This window comes from Brucella sp. RRSP16 (assembly GCF_052246815.1).
Lineage (GTDB): Bacteria > Pseudomonadota > Alphaproteobacteria > Rhizobiales > Rhizobiaceae > Brucella > Brucella intermedia.
In genome coordinates this window covers 388724-405179 of the sequence record NZ_JBQQAM010000003.1, presented here as the reverse complement: position 1 = coordinate 405179, position 16456 = coordinate 388724, and the positions used below count along the sequence as shown (strand labels likewise).

Here is a 16456-nt window from a genome sequence, read left to right as displayed (position 1 = left end):
CAAGCGCCAGCAATATACGAGCCGCACGGTCTAGGTGCTAGAGCGGTTCCTGTTCTGACAGAATCGCCGGAACCGCTCTAACTATTTGTTTCATCGCATTATCCAACGCATCGAAGCGGCATAAGAAATCAGTCCAGTGAACTGATTTCCCCGCGTAGACGTTTCACACTTTTGCTGGAAATGCTCTAATCATCAAACTTGATGACGGTCTTTCCGCGTGTCAGGTCGGTCACCAGCCTTGAAAGATCGTTCTGCGCGGCAATGGGCATGAGGCCTGCAAGCTCGACGCCCGTTCCGGTAAAGTTTTCTTCGGTGATGGTGAGATTTTCAACCGCGGTGAGACGCGCCTTCAAAAGCGCATGGTCGGAAAAATCGCAGGCAAACCGAAAGCCGACCAGCGGAATGACTTCGGTCTTTGCGGCCTGTCGCAGACAGGTCGCGGCCGTACCGCCATAGGCGCGCATCAAGCCGCCGCTGCCGAGCAGAATGCCGCCGAACCAGCGTGTCACTACCACCACGATATTGTCGAGCTGCTGGCCGTCAATGGCTTGCAGGATCGGCTTCCCCGCCGTGCCGCTCGGCTCGCCGTCATCGCTGAACCGATAGTTCTGCCCCATGCGCCACGCCCAGCAATTGTGGTTGGCGGCAAGGTCCGAATGCTCGCTCAAAAAATCCTTCGCCGCCTGCTCGTTCGCAACAGGCGCGGCAATGGCCAGAAACCGGCTTTTCCTGATCTCCTGACTGAAGGTTTCAACGCGGCTGATCGTGAACATGACAATCCCGAAAATAATATCCTTTGCGCCCTAACATTTTCCATTGAGGATGACGACCCCTGCTGACCTTATATCAGGGCACCGGCATGCTGGCGCATCGCGCCCGGAAAATGCGCAATCGCCGCACACGCTTGCCCAAAACTCGCTGAGCCAAACTCCTTGGGTTTTGGCATTTCCCGGCATTGCGCCCACCGGTTATAGGGTATAAGGCAATTCAAAAATGAGCCCTTCTTTTTGGGCTCGGTTCTTGCATACCCAGATGAAAGGTCCCGCCGATGTTCGATTTGATCGTGAGAAACGCCAATCTCCCCGACGGTCGCGAGAAGCAGGACATTCTGGTCAAGGATGGCAAGATTGCCGACATCGTGCCTTCCACGGGAGAGCATCAGGCGGCTCAGGAAATCGATGCGACAAACCGGCTCGTAACTCCGCCTTTCGTCGACCCGCATTTCCACATGGACGCGACCCTGTCGCTCGGCCTGCCGCGCCTCAATCGGTCCGGCACCCTTCTGGAAGGCATCGCGCTCTGGGGCGAATTGAAGCCGATGCTGACCGTGGAAGCCATGGTCGAACGCGCGCTGCGCTATTGCGATCTGGCCGTCAGCCAGGGCCTGCTTGCGATCCGCAGCCATGTCGATGTCAGCGACCCGCGCCTCCTCACCGCTGAAGCGATGATCGAAGTGCGCGAGAAGGTGAAGCCTTACATCGACCTGCAACTGGTCGCCTTCCCGCAGGACGGCTATTACCGTTCGCCCGGCGCGGTCGATCTCGTCAACCGTTCGCTCGACATGGGCCTAGACGTCGTGGGCGGCATCCCTCATTTCGAGCGCACGATGGCCGACGGCGCAGCCTCGCTGGAAGCGCTCTGCCGCATCGCCGCCGAACGCGGCCTGCCGGTCGATATCCATTGCGATGAAAGCGACGATCCGATGTCCCGCCATGTCGAAACGCTGGCGGCTGAAACCATGCGCTTCGGATTGCAGGGCCGGGTTTCCGGCTCGCATCTGACCTCGATGCATTCCATGGACAATTATTACGTCTCCAAGCTCATTCCGCTGATCGCGGAAGCGAAGATGAACGCCATTCCGAACCCGCTCATCAACATCACGCTGCAGGGACGCGCCGACACCTATCCGAAGCGCCGCGGCATGACCCGCGTGCCGGAGCTGATGGCTGCCGGCATCAACGTCGCCTTCGGCCACGACTGCGTCATGGACCCGTGGTACTCCATGGGCTCCGGCGACATGCTGGAAGTCGGCCACATGGCGATCCATGTCGCGCAGATGACGTCCATCGAGGGCAAGCGACAGGTTTTCGACGCGCTGACCGTCAACTCCGCCAGGGCGCTCGGTCTGGAAGGTTATGGCCTCGCCAAGGGCTGCAACGCCGACTTCGTGGTTCTCCAGGCACGCGATCCGATCGAAGCGCTGCGCCTCAAGGCGAACCGCCTCAAGGTCGTGAAGCGCGGCAAGATCATTGCCGAAACCCCGCAGCGTCTAAGCGCGCTCAACCTCGAAGGCCGCCCGTCTTCGGTTGACGGAGCTGACTACGCACCAGTCGGCCAGCTTTAGAATCTTCTTGAATTAAAGGCGGTTTGGGCAATGATGGAAATCGTTGCTCATCAAATCCGCACGTCAAAACGAAGCAACCGGCTGCGCGCACCCGCGCGCCGAAAACACACATGAGGGGTCCCAGACCAAATGACCAAAATCATCAAGACATCGAACTTCACCCGCCGCGATATTCTCGCAATGTCGGCGGCACTGGGCGCAACGGCGATCACCAGCCGGGTCTTCGCCGCCGATGAAAAACTGAAAGTGGCGGGCATCCACGCTTCGCCGGTGGAAAATGCCTGGAACTCGCGCCTGCATGAAGCCCTGAAACAGGCCAATGACGCAGGCGTGATCGAATATGTCTTCTCGGAAGGTGTTTCGGCGAGCGACTATCCCCGCGCCATGCGCGAATATGCCGAACAGGGCATCAAGCTGATCGTGGGCGAATCCTATGCCGTGGAACGCGAAGCGCGTCAGGTTGCGGGCGACTATCCGCAGACGGCTTTCGTCATGGGCTCTTCCGGCAAGCCGCAGGGCGACAATTTCGGCGTCTTCGGCACCTGGAATTTCGAAGCAGGCTATCTCACCGGAATGCTGGCGGGCGCGATGAGCAAGTCCGGCATCTTCGGCTCCGTCGGCGCAGTGCCGATCCCGGAAATCAACATGCTGATCAACGCCTTTCAGGACGGCGTGCGCGAAACGCGTCCCGACGCGAAGTTCGTCGCGTCCTTCATGGGCACCTTCTTCGATCCGCCGAAAGCACGTGAGGCAGGCCTTGCGGCCATCGATTCCGGCGCCGACATCCTGTTTGGCGAGCGCATCGGCACGGCCGACGCGGCCAAGGAGCGCGGCATCAAGGCCATCGGCTCGCTGACCGACTATACGCCGCGTTATCCCGACACGGTTTTTGCCAATGCAATCTGGAACTTCGGGCCGATCCTTAATGCTGCAATCGCAGACGTGAAGGCTGGAAAGCCCGCAGGCAAGGACTACACGCCTTTCAGCATGATGAAGGAAGGCGGCAACGACATCATCTACGTCAAGGGCGTCGCACCGGCGGAAGCCGAAGCGAAGATGGAAGCGCGTCGCAACGAGATCAAATCGGGCGCATTCACGCTCAAGCTCAACGCCGAAGAGCCTAAATAATCACGCCTCGCGCCGGTGTCTGACACCTGTTCCAGCACCGGCGCGCCTTCTGGTTCGGATAACAATCCGCAAAACCGGCTCCCGCTTTTCAGGCCCGCTTCATGTCTTCAACCGTCCTCGAACTTCGCAACATAACAAAGCGCTTTGGTCCCCTGACCGCCAATGACGATATTTCGCTGAAGCTCGGACGCGGCGAAATTCTCGCTTTCCTCGGGGAAAACGGCGCTGGCAAGACCACGCTGATGAACATCCTGTTCGGCCATTATGTGCCGGATGAAGGCCGCGTGTTCGTCAAGGGCGAGGAAATCCCGCAAGGCAAGCCGCGCGCCGCCATCGAGGCGGGGGTGGGCATGGTGCACCAGCATTTCACGCTCGCGCCCAATCTTACCGTGCTTGAAAACATCACCACCGGCACGGAAAGCCTCTGGAAGCTCAAATCCGCGCACGGCCCCGCACGCACCAAGATCGCCGCAATCGCGAAACGCTTCGGCTTGCAGGTCGATCCCGATGCGCGACTTGGCGATCTTTCGGTAGGCGAGCAACAGCGCGTCGAAATTCTGAAAGCGCTCTATAACGACGCCGATATCCTCATTCTGGATGAGCCGACGGCGGTTCTCACCACGCAGGAAGCCGAAAACCTGTTTGCGACGCTGAAAGAGATGGCGCGGCAGGGCCTGTCGCTGATCTTCATTTCTCACAAGCTGCATGAAGTCATGTCCGCCGCCGACCGCGTGGTCGTCCTGCGCGGCGGCAAGCTGGTGGCCGAACGCAAGGCTTCCGAAACCTCGAAGGAGGAACTGGCCGAACTGATGGTCGGCCGCCGCGTCTCGCGCCCTTCCCGCGCCGCTTCCACGCCCGGCGAAACCCTGCTGGAAGCACGGAATGCAACGGTTGTGGAGGACGGCGCAACCCGTCTTTCTGACCTCGACTTTCACGTTCGCGCCGGTGAAACACTGGGGATCATCGGTGTTTCGGGCAATGGGCAGGCAGCGCTTGGACGCCTCGTTTCCGGCCTCAGCCAGCCGGCAAGCGGTGAACTTGTCATGTTCGGGCAGACGGTGACGAAATTCGACCCCCGCCAGTTCGTGGCCGAAGGTGTTGGCCGCATTCCGGAAGACCGCAATGCGGAAGGCGCAATCGGCGATCTGACGCTTTGGGAGAATGCTGTGCTGGAGCGCGTGCGCGACCGGCAATTCTCCAATGGTCTTCTGGTCAACCGCGCGGCAGCGCGCGAGTTTACCGACCGTATCATCAAGGATTTCGATGTGCGCGGCGGCACGCCTGACAGCCGCATTCGCCTGCTTTCCGGCGGCAACATGCAAAAGCTCATTCTGGGCCGCAATCTGGAAACCGCCCCGCGTATCCTGATCGCGGCACAGCCGACGCGCGGCCTTGACGAAGGCGCGGTGGCGGCTATCCACGCCCGCATTCTGGAAGCGCGCGCCAAGGGTGCTGCGGTGCTGCTCATCTCCGAAGATCTGGATGAAATCATTGGCTTGGCGGATCGTGTTCAAGCGATTGTCAAAGGTCGGCTCTCGCCCCCGATCGATGCCGGGGAAGCAAACGCGCAACGACTGGGCCTGATGATGGCAGGTGAATGGGGCAAAGCATGATCCCGAAAAGTGTGAAGCGGATTTCAGATAAGATCATGCTCAAGCAATTGGAGGGGCTGAACTGATGCGTATCGAACGACGCGAAACACGGCCCGTAGCACTGGTGGCAACCGCACCGGTCATCGCTGTTCTGGCCGCCTTCGTGCTTGCCGGCCTGCTGATCGCCGCCGCAGGTGCGCCGGTTCTGGAATCCTTCCGCCAGATCGCCATCGGTGCCTTCGGCAACAAGCTTTCGATCACCGAAACGCTCACCCGCGCAACGCCCTTGATGCTGACGGGTCTGGCCGCTGCCGTCGCCTTCCGCTCCAAACTCTGGAATATCGGTGCCGAAGGCCAGTTCTACATGGGTGCGCTAGCGGTCGTCGCCTGCGGCACGCAGTTGCAGCTTCCAGCCGCCATTCTCATTCCGCTTCTGCTGATCGTCGGTGCGATTGCAGGCATGATCTTTCTTCTGATCCCGCTCGGGCTGCGCCTGCGCTTCGGCGTCGACGAGGTTGTGACGACGCTGCTCTTGAACTTCGTGGCGGTGCTTATCGTTTCCATGATGATCGAAGGGCCGATGAAAGACCCCCTCGCCTTTGGCTGGCCGCAATCCGAGCCCGTGCCGGACGCGGCGGTGCTGCCGAAAATCATGTCCGGCATGCGGCTTCACATCGGCATCGCGATAGCCATCGCCCTGGCGCTCATCATCGCCTATGTACAGAAGCGAACCGTCTTCGGCCTTGAAACCAAGGCTGCGGGCCTCAATCCGCGCGCCGCGCGCTTTGCCGGTGTCCCGCTGGCAAGGACGCTGGTAAAGGTCGCCTGCATTTCCGGTGGCCTTGCGGGGCTTGCAGGCGCGATACAGGTCATGGGCGTGAAAGGCTACGTCACGACCGATCTTTCGCCGGGCTTCGGCTATTCCGGCATCATCGTCGCCATGCTCGCCAACCTGAACCCCATCGGCGCGATCTTCTCTGCACTTTTTGCTGCCGCCATGTTTGTCGGCGCCGACGGCATGAGCCGCGCCATCGGTATTCCGAGCTTCATCGCCGATGTCACCGTCGCGCTGTCGCTCCTGACCATGCTGGTCGCTCTGTTTTTCACACAATACAGGATCGCCCGATGAACGAGCTGATGGATATTCTTCTCTCCGCCGGCCTGTGGGTCTCGGTCCTGCGCATCGCAACACCGCTTATCTTCGGCACGCTCGGCGCGCTGTATTGCGAACGGGCGGGCGTACTGAATCTCGGCATTGAAGGCATCATGACCTTCGGCGCAATGATCGGCTGGCTGACCGTGTTCAACGGCGCCGACCTGTGGACCGGCGTGGCGGTTGCGGCAGCTTCCGGCGCACTGTTCGGCCTGCTTCATGCAGCCCTCACCGTGCCGCTCGGCCTCTCGCAGCATGTGGTGGGGCTCGGCATCACGCTGTTTGCATCGAGCCTCAGCTATTTCCTGTTCCGACTTCTGGTGCCGCTGTCCTCGACGCCGCCGTCCATCACGCCTTTCCAGCCGCTCAATCCGTCATGGCTTTCAGAAATCCCGTTCATTGGACAGGTGCTTGGCACTCAGACGGCGCTGACCTGGATCGCCATTCCGCTGGCGCTTCTGCTCGGTTATGTGCTTTTTCGCACGCCGCTCGGCCTTGCCATCCACATGACCGGCGAAAACCCGCATGCAGCGGAAGCGCAGGGCATCAACCCGATCCGTGTGCGCATTTTCACGATCATGTTCGGCAGCGCGCTCATGGCTGTCGGTGGAGCATTTCTTACGCTCTCCGCCTTCAACTCGTTCTTCCCGACCATGATGCAGGGGCGCGGCTGGGTCTGTATCGCACTTGTCGTCTTCGCCTCGTGGCGTCCGGCCCGCGCGCTTCTCGGCGCGCTTTTGTTCGCGCTGTTCGATGCGTTCCAGCTTCGATTGCAGACAGTCTACGGCAAGGCCGTGCCCTACCAGCTTTTCCTTATGATCCCCTACATCATGTCGATCGTGGCGCTCATCGTCATGGCGCGGCGCGCTCGTGTTCCGCAGGCGCTGATGCAGCCCTATCGTCGCGGCGAACGGTAAGCGCTTCACGCACACCAGCCCCTCACACTGAGGTCCGCCCCACGCGCACCCTGAGCCCTGAGCTTGCCGAAGGGGCGAAGGGCCTGTGCTTGAGATTGGCCGCTACACCAGCCCCTCATCATGAGGAGCCGCCGCAGGCGGCGTCTCGAAGGGCAAGGGGCGGCAATGCCGTGCGGCAGCGCGGTTTAGACGAGAGAATTTTCAAACAAAAACGGCGCCCGAAGGCGCCGTTTTCTTTATGCTGTCGGGCTTATGCAGCGCTCGACTTGCTCTTTTCAAAGCGCTTGCGCTCGTTCGGGTCAAGATAGAGCTTGCGCAGGCGGATGGACTTCGGCGTCACTTCCACCAGCTCGTCGTCCTGAATCCACGACAGGGCGCGTTCCAGCGTCATCTTGATCGGCGGGGTGAGCTTCACGGCTTCATCCTTGCCGGCGGCGCGGATGTTGGTGAGCTTCTTGCCCTTGAGCACGTTGACTTCCAGATCGTTGTCGCGGCTGTGAATGCCGATCAGCATGCCCTGATAGACCTTGACGCCAGCGTCGATGATCATCGGACCGCGATCTTCAAGGTTGAACAGCGCATAGGCAACAGCTTCACCCTGATCGTTGGAGATCAAAACGCCGTTGTTGCGGCCAGCGATTTCGCCCTTGTATGGCTGATAGTCGTGGAACAGGCGGTTCATGATCGCCGTGCCGCGCGTATCGGTCAGGAGTTCCGACTGATAGCCGATAAGGCCACGGGTCGGAGCGTAAAACACCATGCGAACGCGATTGCCGCCCGAAGGACGCAGTTCGACCATTTCGGCCTTGCGTTCGGACATCTTCTGCACAACCGTGCCGGAATATTCTTCATCGACGTCGATGACGACTTCTTCCACCGGCTCCAGCTTTTCGCCGTTCTCGCCGTCCTTCATGACGACGCGCGGACGCGAAACGCCAAGCTCGAAACCCTCGCGGCGCATGTTTTCGATCAGAACTGCAAGCTGCAATTCACCGCGGCCGGAAACGAAGAACGAATCCTTTTCGTTCGATTCCTCGATCTTCAGCGCGACATTGCCTTCAGCTTCCTTGAGCAGGCGGTCGCGGATGACGCGGCTCGTAACCTTGTCGCCTTCCGTGCCCGCATATGGGCTGTCATTGACGATGAAGGACATGGTCACGGTCGGCGGATCGATCGGCTGTGCGGCGAGCGGTTCGCTCACGGACGGGTCACAGAACGTGTCGGCAACCGTACCCTTGGAAAGACCGGCGATGGCGACGATGTCGCCCGCATGCGCTTCATCAATAGCCTGGCGCTCGATGCCGCGGAAAGCGAGTATCTTCGAGATACGGCCATTTTCGAGCAGCGAACCGTCCTGACCGAGAACCTTGACGGCCTGGTTCGGCTTGATCGAGCCGGAATGGATGCGGCCGGTGATGATGCGGCCCAGGAACGGATCGGCTTCGAGGATCGTGCCGATCATGCGGAACGGGCCTTCAGCAACCTTCGGTGCCGGAACGTGCTTTAGCACAAGGTCGAACAGCGGTGCGAGGCCTTCGTCCTGCGGACCTTCCGGGTTCAGCGCCATCCAGCCGTTACGGCCTGAACCGTAAAGGATCGGGAAGTCGAGCTGTTCGTCGGTCGCGTCGAGATTGGCGAAGAGGTCGAACACTTCGTTGATTACTTCTTCATGACGGCCATCCGGACGGTCGATCTTGTTGATCGCAACGATCGGACGCAGACCAACCTTCAGCGCCTTGCCGACGACGAACTTCGTCTGCGGCATCGGGCCTTCGGCAGCGTCGACGAGAACGATAGCGCCGTCGACCATCGAGAGGATACGCTCAACCTCACCGCCGAAATCGGCGTGGCCAGGCGTGTCGACGATGTTGATGCGCGTATTTTTCCAGACAACCGAAGTGGCCTTGGCGAGAATGGTGATCCCGCGTTCCTTTTCGATGTCGTTGGAATCCATCATGCGTTCTGCAACGCGCTGGTTGTCGCGGAACGAGCCGGACTGCTTCAGGAGTTCATCGACCAGAGTTGTTTTGCCATGATCGACGTGTGCGATAATAGCGATATTACGCAATTCCATATGGAGATCACTTCTATATGAGTTGGGAGCCGCGCCAACAGACCCGCGCGGAAAAACAATGCGGCGCTCTTACAGGTTTTTTTGCATTTTAGAAAGGGGCAGCACGAAACTGCCCCTCAATTAACCCGAAAAACCCGGATTTCGGTGCGTTTTTACACTGTCAATTTGACAGTTTTTTGTACTCATTCGGCCATGTCGTTGTTACGCCCATGCCTGGCATTACAAAAGCGTACCGGACAGAATGACCATCGCCACGCTGAAATAGATGACGAGACCCGTCACATCGACCAGTGTGGCGACGAACGGCGCCGATGCGCTGGCCGGATCGAAGCCCAGCCTTTGCAGGATGAATGGCAGCATGGAGCCCGTCAGTGAGCCGAAGGTGACGATGGCCACCAGCGCCATGCCCACGGTGAGCGCCACGAGTATCCAGTGCTCGCCATAATCGTAGATGCCGAGCGTCTGCCAGGCGATGATGCGCAGAATGCCGATGCAGCCCAGAAAGCTGCCCAGCGCAAGGCCGGATGGGATTTCACGCAGCGCGACACGCCACCAGTCCTTCAGCCTGATTTCCTGCAACGCAAGCGCGCGGATGATCAGCGACGTTGCCTGCGAGCCGGAATTGCCGCCCGAAGACATGATGAGCGGAATGAAGAGCGTCAGCACCAGCGCCTTTTCCAGTTCCGCCTCGAAATGCTGCATGGCGCTTGCCGTCAGCATTTCGCCGAGGAACAGGATGCCAAGCCAGCCGGCGCGCTTCTTCAGCATCTCGCCGAAGCCGATGCGCATATAGGGCTTGTCCAGCGCCTCCATGCCACCGAAACGGTAAGCGTCCTCGCTTGCCTCTTCGGTCATGGCGTCAAGCACGTCATCGACGGTCACGATGCCGATGATATGGCGGCTCTCATCCACCACGGGGACGGCCAGAAGGTCGTGCTTGCGGAAAAGCCGGGCGACTTCCTCGCGGCTTGCCAGCGGCGAAATCGTGATCGGCTCGTCATCCCGCGCGATGGACAGAATCGGTTCGTCCGGCTGGCGGATAATAAGACGGCGAAGGCTGACCACGCCCAACAGGACGCGGCTGGCCGGATCGACGACATAAATGGCATAAACCGTTTCGCGCGTGCGCTCGACCTTGCGGATATAATCCAGCGTCTGGCCAACATTCCAGTTGGAAGGCACCGCGATGAATTCGATGGTCATGAGCGAACCCGCCGTGTTCGGCGGATAGCCCATCAGTTTCTTCAGCGCGACCTTGGTTTCAGGCGCGAGGATGGGAAACAGGCCCGCGCGGTCATCGTCTTCCAGTTCCTGAAAAACGTCGGTTGCACGGTCCGCCGACATGCCGTCAATTAGGAGGCTTGCAAGGCCGGGCGGAAGCATGGCGATGATTTCGGTGGCACGGTGCAGTTCCGGCTGGTCGAGCAGACGGATGGCATCTTCGTGCGAAAGCTGTGCGATGACGGCGACTGCATCATCGGCATCGAGTTCGTTAACGAGTTCCACTGCGTCGCCGGTACGCATGTCCGCAATGCGGCTTGCGATGGCAGCAGCAGGGAGGTCGGCAACATTGAGTACTTCCGGGAAGAAGTTGTTGTCGGTCATGGGCTTGCCTTTCTGTCGATCCGCCGTCAAAGGCAGACCGTGCAAGCCGACCGCGAGCGATCAGATCACGAACTGCCTTGACGGCTGAAACAATCGACTGTGACTGTCGCTTGGCATAAGAGAATAAAACTCCGGTTGAAAATGCTGCCGCAGAAATTCGGCTGCGGGCGTGATTTGCGCTTGGTCGCCCATAAAGTCAAGCCCTGACGGATAATGTAGAACGGTTTTCCCGCAGCCTGTCATAACTACAACTTGCCCTTGCCCGCATGCAAGGCAGCGCCTAAATCTGGTTCAGCTTATCAACACCATCCGAACCGGAGTTCATCATGTCCGACAACACCGCCCACAATCACGCGCTGACAGACTGGAGCGGACCGTTGGGCCTGCCGGATTTCACCGCCTTCGGCGACGGGGATTTCGCACCTGCCTTCGATGTGGCGCTGGCGCAGGACCTCGCGGAAGTGGAAGCCATTGCCGGGGCGACCGAAGAAGCCACCATCGAAAACACGCTCAAAGCCCTGCAACTGACCGGCAAGGCGCTCGACCGCGTGTCAGCCATTTTCTGGCTGCGCGCCGGTGCGCACAGCAACGACACGATCCAGGCGCTGGAGCGCGAAATCGCGCCTAAAATGTCGCGTCATTATTCGCGCATCATGATGGACCCGGCGCTTTTCGCCCGCATCGACGCGCTTTATGAAAACCGGGACATGCTGGATCTCGACACCGAAACCAAGCGGGTTCTTGAAAAGACCTGGAAAGGTTTCGTCCGCTCCGGCGCGAAGCTCGATGAAGCGGGTAAGACGGAACTTGCCGGCATCAATGAAAAGCTCGCCGGGCTTGGCGCCCGTTTTGGCCAGAACGTGTTGAAGGATGAATCAAGCTGGGCGCTGTTCATCACCGATGAAGCCGACCTCGCGGGCCTGCCTGATTTCCTGAAAAACGCCATGCAGAGTGCTGCCGCCGAGCGCGGCAAACCGGATGCATGGGCCGTCACGCTGTCGCGCTCGATTGTGGAGCCATTCCTTTCCTTCTCGCAGAACCGTGCACTCCGCGAACAGGCATTCAACGCCTGGGCAAAGCGCGGTGAAAATGGCGGTGAAAGCGACAATCCTGACATCGTGCGCGAAATGGTGGAACTGCGCGAGCGCAAGGCGCATCTGCTCGGCTACGCCAACTTTGCCGCCTACAAGCTTGACGACACCATGGCCAAGACGCCCAAGGCAGTCATGGACCTGCTGGAACCGGTGTGGGACAAGGCGCGCGCCAAGGCCCGTGAGGAAGAAGTCGAACTCGAACGGCTGATTGCAGGCGATGGCGGCAATCACAAGGTTGCGCCGTGGGACTGGCGCTTCTATGCGGAAAAACTGCGTGCCGAACGCTTCGCCTTCGATGAAGCGGAACTGAAGCCTTATCTGCAGCTTGAAAAGATCATCGAAGCCGCTTTCGACGTCGCTCACCGCCTTTTCGGCATCCGCTTCGAGGAAAAGAAAGGCATCGCAGCATGGCATCCAGACGTGCGCGTGTTTCAGGTGCTCAATGCTGACGGTAGTGAACGCGGCCTGTTCCTTGGCGACTATTTCGCCCGGACGTCGAAGCGTTCAGGCGCATGGATGAGTTCGCTGCAATCGAGCCACAAGCTCGATGGCGGGCAGAAGCCGATCATCTACAATGTGATGAATTTTGCGAAGCCAAAGGCCGGTGAACCGGCCCTGCTCTCGCTCGACGACGCACGCACCCTGTTCCACGAATTCGGCCATGCGCTGCATGGGCTTCTCTCGGATGTGACCTGGCCCGCTGTTTCCGGTACTGCCGTTTCGCGCGATTTCGTGGAACTTCCGTCGCAGCTTTACGAACACTGGCTGACCGTTCCGGCGGTCCTCGAAAAATACGCCGTGCACTATCGCACCGGCGAGGCCATGCCGAAGGCGCTTCTGGACAAGGTTCTCGCAGCCCGCACCTTCAATGCAGGTTTCAACACGGTCGAGTTCACTTCATCCGCGCTGGTGGACATGGCATTCCACACCGGCACGGAAAAGATCGCCGACCCGCTCGCCTTCGAGGTAAAGACGCTGGAAAAGCTTTCCATGCCGGATGCGATCATCATGCGCCATCGCACACCGCATTTCACTCACGTCTTTTCCGGTGACGGTTATTCCGCGGGCTACTATTCCTATATGTGGTCGGAAGTGCTGGACGCAGACGCGTTTTCGGCATTCGAGGAAACCGGCGATGCCTTCAACCCGGAACTGGCAGCGAAGCTTAAGCAGCATATCTATGCCGCCGGTGGCAGCCGCGACCCGGAAGAGCTTTACAAGGCCTTCCGTGGTAAGATGCCGACACCGGACGCGATGATCGAAAAGCGCGGTTTGAACTAGAACCAAAACAAAAGACATGAGGCTGGTCTCCCTTATACGCGAGCGCGAAGCTCTCTCAACGGTGCGACAAGACCTCAAAAGCTGCAAAGGGTTCTGCTTTTTTACGAACGAAAGTTCCTGCCGGGCATGACCCAACCTCTTTGCAGCCGTCAGTGCGGTGTTGCATTCACCCCAATGACAAACGAGGCCGGAACGAAGTTTACCGTTCCGGCCTCAAATGTATAAGGCCGGGAAACCGGCCTTTTTCAATTCTTGTGGGTCAGGATATTCACGAGCCGCCCATAGGGATCACGCGTGAAGAAACGGCGCACGCCCCATTCCTCATCCGCCGGGCCGTATTCTACGGGAAATCCCAGCGCGATCGCGCGCTCCAGCATGGCGTCAACGTCATCGACCTCGATGGAAAGGGCGGGCACCGGCGCGCCGGACCCGCCTTCGATCATTATGCTCACCTGCACCCGTGCCTGCGCATCCGCGGCATAGGTGACGATCCAGCCGAAATCCATCGCCACATCGAGGCCCAGCAAGTCGCCGTAGAAGCGCTTTGCCGCCACCGGGTCGCCGGCTGCGATATTGGCAACGATGCGGCGCACAGTCATCAGTATTCGCCGAGCTTGATGTCCGGCGTGTAATCGACGCCGTCGACTTCCTTCACCACCGGCTGGCCGCAATGCATGACACCCGTGGCGGCATTGAAGGCGTAAGTCGGCGAGCCGTAAAGCTGCCAGCCCTTGTTGAGCGCCGCCGTGACGCGATGGCAGAAAGCGGAATCGTCCGGGCCTGTAATGAAACGGTATAACTTCATGCTTTTACTTCCTCTGTTATAACTTCACGCCGGTTCTGGCGAGCACGCGCCCGGCCATCTGAAGATGCAGGCGCTCGACCATCTGCCCGTCCAGCGAGACGACACCCTTATCGGCATTTTCAGGGCGGGCAAAGATTTCAACGACGCGGCGGGCGTGTGCCACTTCCTCCTCGCTCGGAGAGAATGCCCGGTTGGCCGCTTCGATCTGCCCCGGATGAATGAGCGTCTTGCCGTCAAAACCCATGGCAGCGCCTTGGGCGCATTCGGCCTCGAAACCCACGCTGTCGCGAAAATCGTTATAAACGCCGTCAAGCACGGTGATCCCGCCAGCGCGCGCGGCAAGAACGATCTGCATCAGCCAGGGGATCAGATAGGGTCGCCCCGGCTGCGGACGCACGCCCGTTTCCCGCGCTATATCATTCGGCCCGACGACAAAACAGGCAAGCCGCACAGCCGAACGATGTCCAAGAACTGCAATTTCGTCGGCGTTGAGAATGCCCCTTGGCGTCTCGATCATCGCCCAGACGCCGACGGCGGGATCGGCATCCTGACGATCAAGCCGGTTGGCTGCGTCGATTATGTCCTGCGGACGTTCGACCTTGGGCAGAAGGATCGCATCCGCGCCCATCTTCGCAGCCGCCGCAACATCGTCCTTGCCCCACGGCGTTTCTGCCGTATTCACCCGCACGATCCGTTCGAAGCCGGCCTTCGGATGGTTTGCAAAATGCGCCGCCAGCGCATCTCGTGCCAGAGCCTTCGCATCGGGCGCTACGGAATCTTCCAGATCGTAGATCACACAATCCGCCGGCAGCGTCAGCGACCTCTCCAGGGCGCGGGCATTGGAAGCAGGAACGAACAAGACGGAACGGCGGGGGCGAACAATGGTTTTCATGTCCCGATTTGTGCACCGAACTGTGTAAACGCGCAAGGTCCCGAAGCGTTCGGGGTGGTCCCGCAGGCCTTCCCGGAAAGGGACTTGAAATCCGCATCACTACTGCCTATTTTCTGGCCTTCGGTTGAATGCACCTGCCGCCCGCAGCTTCCAAGCCATGGTAAAGCATTCTGAGACTTCGTTTTTGTTCCGGTGACGGCAGAAACGGCAATGCGGGCACCCGTTCATGAAAACGCCGCTCACAATCAGGAGCGAAAACAATGCCCACAGCTATCATCGCTGGGACCAATAATGTTGACTTCAAGCATCAGGCCCGCCGTCTGCGGCAGGCTTTGAGCGAGGAAGGCATCGCCATCAGCCACGGCAAGGCCCTCGACCTTGTCGCGCGCCAGTCCGGCACGCGCGACTGGAACACACTTGCCGCCAATGGCAGCAAGGTTGAAGCCGCATCCGTGCAGGATGATACCGCGCCTTACCGCGTCGGCCAGCGCATCACCGGCCTGTTTCACACCACGCCGTTCGACGCCCGCATTATCGCGGTCGAGGAAACGATCAAGCCGGACTTGTGGCGCATCACGCTTCAGTTCGATCCGGCTATCGATGTGGCGGTTTCGCCCAACCTTTCGATGTTGCGCAGGCGCGTCACGGCTGTTGTCGGCACCGACGGGAAATCCCGCCGCCTGACCGGCAGCGAAACCGGCGGCATCGCGTTGAATGTCGGATAATTGCTCAAAGTGCATCGCATACGCATGATCCGCAAACCTTGACGCGGTTTACAGACAGGATTATGCGCATAACCCGACAGTCGAACTATCCGGCGTGCTTGCAAGCGCGCCGGATAAGTCGCAAGACGGGTCGGGAGTTGCGACCTATTGGGCAGTTTCGGCCTCAAACGTTGACTCTCGGTCAAGCTGATGTAAACCAGTTTGCAAATTGCAAATTCCCAACCGACAGGTTCAGGACATGGATAAGTTCACCAAGCTCACGGGCGTCGCCGCCCCCCTGCCGATCGTCAACATCGATACGGACATGATCATTCCGAAGGATTACCTGAAGACGATCAAGCGCACGGGTCTGAGCAAGGGTCTTTTCGCCGAAATGCGCTTCAACGAAGACGGCACGGAAAACCCGGATTTCGTCCTGAACAAGCCGGGCTACCGCAACGCGCAAATTCTCGTCGCAGGCGACAATTTCGGCTGCGGTTCGTCGCGCGAACATGCGCCGTGGGCCCTGCTGGACTTCGGCATCCGCTGCGTGATTTCGACTTCTTTCGCTGACATCTTCTACAATAACTGCTTCAAGAACGGCATTCTGCCGATCAAGGTCAGCCAGGAAGACCTGGACAAGCTGATGGACGACGCTTCGCGCGGCGCCAATGCAACCCTCACCATCGATCTCGAAGCCAAGGAAATTCACGGCCCGGATGGCGGCACGATTTCCTTTGACCTCGACGACTTCAAGCGCCATTGCCTGCTCAACGGTCTGGACGATATCGGCCTGACCATGGAAAAGGCTGGCAGCATCGACGCATTCGAGGCCAAGCGCGCCGAACAGCGTCCCTGGGCATAATG

Annotated in this window: 14 protein-coding genes; 8 read left to right on the top strand and 6 right to left on the bottom strand. The window is 59.6% G+C overall.

Features of this window, described 5'->3' with window-relative positions; all coding sequences use genetic code 11:
* Positions 1–185: 185 nt before the first annotated feature.
* Positions 186–773, bottom strand: a complete 588-nt coding sequence (locus ACS5UA_RS07400; protein ID WP_273771090.1) for an IMPACT family protein — start codon at positions 771–773, stop codon at positions 186–188.
* Between the two features lie 275 nt (positions 774–1048).
* On the opposite strand from ACS5UA_RS07400, the gene ACS5UA_RS07395 reads away from it, so the two are divergent.
* The 5 genes from ACS5UA_RS07395 to ACS5UA_RS07375 all read left to right on the top strand — a co-directional run bounded on the left by ACS5UA_RS07395 (position 1049) and on the right by ACS5UA_RS07375 (position 7134).
* The gene (locus ACS5UA_RS07395; protein WP_273771091.1) at positions 1049–2344 is read left to right on the top strand and encodes an amidohydrolase family protein; all 1296 of its coding nucleotides are present in this window, start codon (positions 1049–1051) and stop codon (positions 2342–2344) included.
* A 129-nt stretch (positions 2345–2473) separates the two neighbouring features.
* Complete coding sequence (locus ACS5UA_RS07390; RefSeq protein ID WP_021585589.1) at positions 2474–3472, top strand: BMP family protein; 999 nt, start codon at positions 2474–2476, stop codon at positions 3470–3472.
* 101 nt (positions 3473–3573) lie between these two features.
* Positions 3574–5085 carry an ABC transporter ATP-binding protein gene (locus tag ACS5UA_RS07385; protein WP_273771092.1) on the top strand — a complete coding sequence of 504 codons (1512 nt, stop codon included), beginning with the start codon at positions 3574–3576 and terminating at the stop codon, positions 5083–5085.
* 64 nt (positions 5086–5149) lie between these two features.
* Positions 5150–6193, top strand: coding sequence for an ABC transporter permease (locus ACS5UA_RS07380; RefSeq protein WP_100652284.1), 1044 nt, complete (start codon positions 5150–5152; stop codon positions 6191–6193).
* Positions 6190–7134, top strand: coding sequence for an ABC transporter permease (locus ACS5UA_RS07375; RefSeq protein WP_273771093.1), 945 nt, complete (start codon positions 6190–6192; stop codon positions 7132–7134). The genes ACS5UA_RS07380 and ACS5UA_RS07375 overlap by 4 nt, the downstream gene beginning before the upstream one ends.
* Before the next feature lie 250 nt (positions 7135–7384).
* On the opposite strand, the gene typA is transcribed toward ACS5UA_RS07375, so the two are convergent.
* Both typA and mgtE read right to left on the bottom strand, forming a co-directional pair.
* Positions 7385–9208, bottom strand: coding sequence for a translational GTPase TypA (typA, locus tag ACS5UA_RS07370; RefSeq protein WP_006468571.1), 1824 nt, complete (start codon positions 9206–9208; stop codon positions 7385–7387).
* Positions 9209–9427: 219 nt separating this feature from the next.
* Positions 9428–10813, bottom strand: a complete 1386-nt coding sequence (gene mgtE, locus ACS5UA_RS07365) for a magnesium transporter (RefSeq protein WP_273771094.1) — start codon at positions 10811–10813, stop codon at positions 9428–9430.
* 326 nt (positions 10814–11139) lie between these two features.
* Between mgtE and ACS5UA_RS07360 the strand changes: the two genes are divergently transcribed.
* Positions 11140–13188: a M3 family metallopeptidase gene (locus ACS5UA_RS07360; protein WP_273771095.1), complete on the top strand. Its 2049-nt coding sequence runs from the start codon at positions 11140–11142 to the stop codon at positions 13186–13188.
* A 245-nt stretch (positions 13189–13433) separates the two neighbouring features.
* On the opposite strand, the gene ACS5UA_RS07355 is transcribed toward ACS5UA_RS07360, so the two are convergent.
* From ACS5UA_RS07355 to ACS5UA_RS07345, 3 genes are read right to left on the bottom strand one after another with little or no spacing between them, the layout of a single operon-like run.
* Positions 13434–13787 (bottom strand): VOC family protein, encoded by a 354-nt coding sequence (locus tag ACS5UA_RS07355; RefSeq protein ID WP_273771096.1) that lies wholly within the window; start codon positions 13785–13787, stop codon positions 13434–13436.
* Complete coding sequence (locus ACS5UA_RS07350; protein ID WP_002965766.1) at positions 13787–13993, bottom strand: DUF1737 domain-containing protein; 207 nt, start codon at positions 13991–13993, stop codon at positions 13787–13789. Before ACS5UA_RS07350 ends, ACS5UA_RS07355 begins: the two co-directional genes overlap by 1 nt.
* Before the next feature lie 16 nt (positions 13994–14009).
* Complete coding sequence (locus ACS5UA_RS07345; RefSeq protein ID WP_273771144.1) at positions 14010–14885, bottom strand: HpcH/HpaI aldolase/citrate lyase family protein; 876 nt, start codon at positions 14883–14885, stop codon at positions 14010–14012.
* Between the two features lie 260 nt (positions 14886–15145).
* Here ACS5UA_RS07345 and ACS5UA_RS07340 point away from each other — a divergent pair, with 260 nt between their 5' ends.
* Together ACS5UA_RS07340 and leuD are read left to right on the top strand one after the other, a co-directional pair.
* Positions 15146–15610, top strand: a complete 465-nt coding sequence (locus ACS5UA_RS07340; protein ID WP_273771145.1) for a glyoxalase superfamily protein — start codon at positions 15146–15148, stop codon at positions 15608–15610.
* A 238-nt stretch (positions 15611–15848) separates the two neighbouring features.
* Positions 15849–16454: a 3-isopropylmalate dehydratase small subunit gene (gene leuD, locus ACS5UA_RS07335; protein ID WP_006472229.1), complete on the top strand. Its 606-nt coding sequence runs from the start codon at positions 15849–15851 to the stop codon at positions 16452–16454.
* Positions 16455–16456: the final 2 nt, after the last annotated feature.

Bases quoted from the DNA above. Each gene is read 5' to 3' on its own strand.
- ACS5UA_RS07400 (WP_273771090.1), bottom strand. From the start codon at position 773: ATGTTCACGATCAGCCGCGTTGAAACCTTCAGTCAGGAGATCAGGAAA.
- ACS5UA_RS07395 (WP_273771091.1), top strand. From the start codon at position 1,049: ATGTTCGATTTGATCGTGAGAAACGCCAATCTCCCCGACGGTCGCGAG.
- ACS5UA_RS07390 (WP_021585589.1), top strand. From the start codon at position 2,474: ATGACCAAAATCATCAAGACATCGAACTTCACCCGCCGCGATATTCTC.
- ACS5UA_RS07385 (WP_273771092.1), top strand. From the start codon at position 3,574: ATGTCTTCAACCGTCCTCGAACTTCGCAACATAACAAAGCGCTTTGGT.
- ACS5UA_RS07380 (WP_100652284.1), top strand. From the start codon at position 5,150: ATGCGTATCGAACGACGCGAAACACGGCCCGTAGCACTGGTGGCAACC.
- ACS5UA_RS07375 (WP_273771093.1), top strand. From the start codon at position 6,190: ATGAACGAGCTGATGGATATTCTTCTCTCCGCCGGCCTGTGGGTCTCG.
- typA (WP_006468571.1), bottom strand. From the start codon at position 9,208: ATGGAATTGCGTAATATCGCTATTATCGCACACGTCGATCATGGCAAA.
- mgtE (WP_273771094.1), bottom strand. From the start codon at position 10,813: ATGACCGACAACAACTTCTTCCCGGAAGTACTCAATGTTGCCGACCTC.
- ACS5UA_RS07360 (WP_273771095.1), top strand. From the start codon at position 11,140: ATGTCCGACAACACCGCCCACAATCACGCGCTGACAGACTGGAGCGGA.
- ACS5UA_RS07355 (WP_273771096.1), bottom strand. From the start codon at position 13,787: ATGACTGTGCGCCGCATCGTTGCCAATATCGCAGCCGGCGACCCGGTG.
- ACS5UA_RS07350 (WP_002965766.1), bottom strand. From the start codon at position 13,993: ATGAAGTTATACCGTTTCATTACAGGCCCGGACGATTCCGCTTTCTGC.
- ACS5UA_RS07345 (WP_273771144.1), bottom strand. From the start codon at position 14,885: ATGAAAACCATTGTTCGCCCCCGCCGTTCCGTCTTGTTCGTTCCTGCT.
- ACS5UA_RS07340 (WP_273771145.1), top strand. From the start codon at position 15,146: ATGCCCACAGCTATCATCGCTGGGACCAATAATGTTGACTTCAAGCAT.
- leuD (WP_006472229.1), top strand. From the start codon at position 15,849: ATGGATAAGTTCACCAAGCTCACGGGCGTCGCCGCCCCCCTGCCGATC.